This window comes from Myxococcus vastator (genome assembly GCF_010894475.1).
GTDB classification, from domain to species: domain Bacteria; phylum Myxococcota; class Myxococcia; order Myxococcales; family Myxococcaceae; genus Myxococcus; species Myxococcus vastator.
The window spans coordinates 1-4,952 of the sequence record NZ_JAAIYB010000551.1 but is presented as its reverse complement, the minus strand read 5'-3'; the positions used below and the strand labels follow the sequence as shown (position 1 = coordinate 4,952).

General features: G+C 70.6%; 4 protein-coding genes and 1 pseudogene. 1 reads left to right on the top strand and 4 read right to left on the bottom strand.

What is annotated here, in order from left to right; all coding sequences use genetic code 11:
• Window positions 1–41: 41 nt before the first annotated feature.
• Together G4D87_RS33595 and G4D87_RS33590 are read right to left on the bottom strand one after the other, a co-directional pair.
• Window positions 42–563, bottom strand: coding sequence for a tetratricopeptide repeat protein (locus G4D87_RS33595; RefSeq protein WP_163786766.1), 522 nt, complete (start codon window positions 561–563; stop codon window positions 42–44).
• A gap of 6 nt (window positions 564–569) precedes the next feature.
• A complete protein-coding gene (locus tag G4D87_RS33590) occupies window positions 570–2,042 on the bottom strand; it encodes a hypothetical protein (protein WP_163786765.1) in 1,473 nt (490 codons plus the stop codon).
• 189 nt (window positions 2,043–2,231) lie between these two features.
• On the opposite strand from G4D87_RS33590, the gene ruvX reads away from it, so the two are divergent.
• Window positions 2,232–2,687: a Holliday junction resolvase RuvX gene (gene ruvX / locus G4D87_RS33585; RefSeq protein WP_163786764.1), complete on the top strand. Its 456-nt coding sequence runs from the start codon at window positions 2,232–2,234 to the stop codon at window positions 2,685–2,687.
• A 31-nt stretch (window positions 2,688–2,718) separates the two neighbouring features.
• On the opposite strand, the gene G4D87_RS33580 is transcribed toward ruvX, so the two are convergent.
• Window positions 2,719–4,305, bottom strand: a complete 1,587-nt coding sequence (locus G4D87_RS33580) for an ArnT family glycosyltransferase (protein ID WP_240358822.1) — start codon at window positions 4,303–4,305, stop codon at window positions 2,719–2,721.
• 80 nt (window positions 4,306–4,385) lie between these two features.
• Window positions 4,386–4,952: pseudogene (locus tag G4D87_RS33575) on the bottom strand (hypothetical protein); the annotation flags it as partial.

Here is a 4,952-nt window from a genome sequence, read left to right as displayed (position 1 = left end):
CGCCCCGACAGCCGGGTGGCCCTGCTCCCCCGACTTTGGCGCTACGGCTGCGCGTTCTCCTTCAGCTTCTCCACCGCCATCAAGGTGATGGCCTTCACCAGCGCCCGCGCCCGGCGGCCTCCCGCCGTCTCACCATGCGGGTCCGCCTCCACCGCGTTCGCCAAGTCCGTGAAGCCCTGGCGCTCGCCCCTGCGGAGGTAGAGCTCGCCACGGTTGGCCAGCGCCACCGGGTTGCCGGGCTCACGCTCCAGCGCGGCGCTGTACTCGGCGATGGCGTCGTCCAGCTTGCCCAGCTTCTGGTACACGGTGCCCAACGCCGCCCGCGCCGCCGCGTCCTTCGGGTTTCCCTCCACCAGGCCTTCGAAGAGGATGCGGGCTTCCTCCAGACGTCCCGCCGCCGCCAGGTCACACCCCACCTGGGCAATGGCCTTCGCTTCCTCGAAGGTCATCCCCTCCACTTCGGCCCACGTCGCCTCGCCCCGGGCGAACGCCTTCAGGCCCTGCACCGCGCCGCGCTGCATCCGCATGGCCACCGCTCCCTCGTGTTTGATGATGCGTCCCATGACGGCTCAGGCGCTCCGCAGGTTGGAGATGGCCGTCTTCGCCATCTCGTGGAACTTCGAGGACATGTTGCTCATCAGGTCGAACATCGCCTTGCGCTTCTCCACCAGCCGCTGAAGGCGCAGCTCCAGTTCCTGCATGCTGCTCTCCAGCTTCGCGCCCGCCTTCCGGTCCGACTCACCGGTGCCCAGCGAGGCCCGCTGGTCGCGCACGTTCGCCATCTGCTCCATCACGTCGAGAATCTCCTCGTCCGTGTCGCTGGAGATGGACATCAGGATGGCTTGAATCTTGTCCTCGATGCTCATGTTGGGGTTGTCGACGATGCCCCGCACGCTCGACGAAGCGCCGCCCACCGGCCGGCTCCCGCCAGCGCCGCTCGCGGGCGGCGTTCCGGAGGACGCCTGCGCCGCGTCCGCCTGGCGCAGCGCCGCCGTGACATCCGGCCGGCCCACGATGCCGTCCCGCGGCCCCACGCCCGCGGCCATCTCCAGCCTGTCGTAATAGGCGGGGTGGTCCTTGAAGAACTGCGCGGCGCGCTTCAGCGTCGACGATGCCGCCGGGCTGCTCAGGATGGCGTCCAGGTTGTCGCGCGTGAGCACGTTGTCCCGGGCCCCCACCGCGGTGTCGAAGGTGTCCCAGTTCGCGCTCAGCACGCGCAAGGCGTCGTGATACTCGTGGAAGTCCGGGTCCAGCGGGTTCGCCGTCGAGGTCGGCGGGCTGCCCGGCACAGGCGTGGAGCCACCGCCGCCGGACGTGCCGCCAGTCCCGGGCACTGGCGTGCCACCACCGCCGGGCGTGCATCCAGGCGCCAGAGGCGTCGCGCCACCACTTCCAGGGCGCACGGGCCGGCCATACCGCGCGAACTCCGCGTCCACCGCCTTGAGCTCGCGCTGGAGGTCCTTCACCGAGAAGGTGTCGAGGTTGTACAGCGGCGAGAAGACGCCAATCCTCGCCAGCGGCCCCTGCCGGTCGAGCCGCTCGAAGAGGGCCGTGTTCTCCCCCATGAAGCGGGCCGCGTCCCGCAGCTGAGGTGACAGGCTGGAGTCCGTGGAGATGCGCTGCAGGTCCTTCTTCGACAGCGAGCCGCTCTTCGTGCCATCCAGCAGGTCCAACTGCTGGAAGTTCGCCTCCAGCACCTTCAGGGCGTCCGCGTAGTCGAGCATCTTCGGGTCCAACGGACTGCTGCCCGGATTCAGGATGGGCGACGAGGACGCGGAGGGCGCGTAGCCGTTGTCGGGCTTCGAGCTGCCCGAGGAGGACGCGTGGTACTCCGTCTTCGCGGGCGGGTTCTTCGTCAACTCCTGCGCCACGCCCATGGCGCCGCTGGCTGCCAGCATGACGTTGCCCGTCGCGGCCCCCGCCGCGGCCTTGATGGAGTTGGTGATGAGCGGCGGCAATCCCAGCGCGTTGCCCGCGAACTCCACCGCGGTGGACATGGGGCCAGCCAGCAGGTTGGCCGCACCTTTGAGGAAGTCGAGCATGAACCCTCTCGCGCGACGGGGTTGAAGTGGACGCCGCGCAGTCGTCCGCTGGACTGCAGCGGCGGTGCCGTCCGTGGGCGTGAGAGGCATCCAGCGAATTCCGACGGTTAGCGCCCACCGAGGTGGAGGCACGTCCCCAGGCGCGGACGGAGCGGTCCACGACGAAGGATTGCGGTTAAGTTCCGCGGCATGCGCACCATGGGCCTGGACCTGGGCACCAAAACCATTGGAGTGGCCGTCTCGGACGGCCTGGGCCTCACGGCCCAAGGCGTCACCACCGTTCGCCGCACGTCGCTCAAGGCGGACCTCGCGGCGCTGGCCACCGTCGTGAGCGAACACGAGGTGACCCACGTCGTGCTGGGCCTGCCGCTCAACATGGACGGGAGCGAGGGCCCGCGCGCCGAGGCGTCCCGGAAGTTCGCGGACACCCTGACCCAGTCGCTGGGGGTGACGGTGGAGCTATGGGACGAGCGGCTGTCGACCGTGGCCGCCACGCGGACCCTGCTCGAGGCTGACGTCAGCCGGGCCCGCCGCCGGGAGGTCATTGACCAGGTGGCGGCGCAGTTCATCCTCCAAGGGTGGCTGGATGCCCGCCGGCCGCCCGATACCGACTACCACCCCGACGACTACGACTCGGAGCCCTGAGCGGGCTGGAGGGCCCCTTCAGGTCCCCGCGCTACGGCTGACGCCGGTACACGTGGAGCGGCGCGGTGAAGCCATCCAGCTTCTGGTAGGCCACGCCGTCCAGCACCAGCGAGCGCTCCTCCAGCTTCACGCCCGCGTCCTTCGCCAGCGTTCCACCGTCGAAGCGGACCAGCACCTCCGGACGGGCCTCCCGCATGCGCTGGCGGAAGGTGTCCCAGCGAACGCGCGCCAGCCGCTCCTCGGGAAGGCCGGAGAAGAAGGCCAGCTGCAGATCCATGTAGTTCGGGTCGATGTCGAGCGCGGCGGCCCCCCCCTTGGCGGCGACTTCCGCCTTCAGGAACTTCGCCACCTGCATCAGCGCCACGGGATTCGTGGACGTGGGGCTGATGGGGCGCATCGTGGCCTGCAGCGGCCCGTCGGCACGGAACGTATAGAGGCCCATCGCCACCGGCATGACCACGGCGACCAGCGCCGTCACGCCCGCCAGGGCCTTGCGCAGCACGGGCCCTCCACGCGCCCCCACCAGCCCGGCGAAGCCGAAGGCCACGAAGACGGGGACCAGCGCGACCTGCGTCACCGTGAAGCGGCCCAGCGGAACGAAGGTCAGCAGCACCGCCGCCCGGAAGGTGAAGTAGGCAGCGGGAACCACCGCCGCGGCCACCAGCCAGCGCGTGTCCGGACGCGAGCGCCACGCGCGAACCATGCCCGTCATGCCCAGGAGCGCCACGAGGGGCGACAGCGTGAGCAGGGCGATGCCGGGCCAGAACCCCAGCTGCTGCAACCGCCAGCGCACGTTCGACCCCGCCCCCAGGGAGGCCTCCGCCCAGTTGCGGTGGAAGTCCTCCACCGCCACCACCGGGAAGAACGGGTTGCCGTGCATCAGCTCATTCCCCTGCATCCACAACAGGGGGAACGGCAGGCACACCAGGCCGAAGCCCACGGCCCGGGTCAGCGACACCACCTTGTCCTGGCTGCTGAAGCACAACGCCCCCGTGAGCAACGGGATGTACATCCACGCGTCGTAGCGCAGCGCGCATGCCAGGTTGAGCATCAACGCCGCCTGGAACAGGGGCAGGAAGCGGTTCTCATCCACGCCTTCCGCGTACAGGGCGAAGGTGGCCAGCATGAAGAAGAGGGACACCGCCTCGCTGCAGGCCGTGGTGGAGAACTGCATGTGCATGCCCCACGCGGCGAAGGACAGGCCGGCCACCACGCCCGCGCGCCAGCCGAAGAGCCGGCGCGTCAGCGCGAACAGCGGCACCACCGACAGCACGCCGAACAGCAGGCTCACCACGCGGCCCGCGACCTCCCGGTCGAACACCGACAGCGCCGCGCCCACCAGGTACATGTGCAGCGGACCGAACTGGTAGGCCCCGTCCCCGTAAGCGGTGATGAGGTGCGGCGCCCGCAGCCAGCGCTCCGCCAACTCCGTGCGCACCACCGCGTCACCGAAGAGGTTCTCGTTGACGAAGAACACGCCCAACCGCGGCACCAGGGCCGCCACCAGCAACAGCCCGACGAGCAGCCGGGTGCCTGGCTCGTGCTGAGGGGCAGGCACCGCCGACAGGCCAGGTGCGTGGGGAGGCGAAACGGAGAGGGGTGCGGGGGCAGTGGCCATGACGCGCGGCAGGATACGCAGGCACGGCCCAAAGCCAAGCCAACGCCCATTGTTCCCTTGCTCGGGGAGCGCGGCCGATTTCACGGTGCGCGAACCTGCTCCCCTCCCGAGCGCCAGGGGGCTGCAATCATTTCAGGGTGCGCCGGGGCCAAGGGGCTGCTGGACTCCAGCGTCACCCGCGTGCGGCGGACCACCTCCAGCCGCCGGGAGCCCCGCGCCCCCAGCTCGGCGCGCGACGTGTAGAGGACCTCCAGCCGCTCGGGGAACGGGCGGCTCAAGTCGAAGCGCAGCTCGCCCTCGGCCCTGGGGGTTGGAGGGCCGTCCGCTCCCTGGGCTTGGAGGAGGAAGCGCACCCGGCCGCGGGCCCCATCCAGCTCCACCAGTTCGTAGGTGACGACGGCCAGCCCTCCCTCCAGGGCTCGCGCCACGACCCAGCGGCCTCCCGTTCCCACGGGCGCTTCGGGAAACCGCGGGGTGACGAGCCAGTCCGAGGACAGCGCCGCCCGCACCAGGGTGCTCAAGGCCGCGGAAGCCCCGGGCCCCAGTGGCAGCCCCGCCTGAACCCGCGTCCCCCGGTCGGAGAGCACCACGGCTCCGTCCCGGCCACTCACCGCGCCCAGCTCCTCCGCCAACCGCCACGCGGGCTC

What these genes read in the sequence shown, in the direction of transcription:
- G4D87_RS33595 (WP_163786766.1), bottom strand. Translation starts at nt 563, where the DNA reads ATGGGACGCATCATCAAACACGAGGGAGCGGTGGCCATGCGGATGCAG.
- G4D87_RS33590 (WP_163786765.1), bottom strand. Translation starts at nt 2,042, where the DNA reads ATGCTCGACTTCCTCAAAGGTGCGGCCAACCTGCTGGCTGGCCCCATG.
- ruvX (WP_163786764.1), top strand. Translation starts at nt 2,232, where the DNA reads ATGCGCACCATGGGCCTGGACCTGGGCACCAAAACCATTGGAGTGGCC.
- G4D87_RS33580 (WP_240358822.1), bottom strand. Translation starts at nt 4,305, where the DNA reads ATGGCCACTGCCCCCGCACCCCTCTCCGTTTCGCCTCCCCACGCACCT.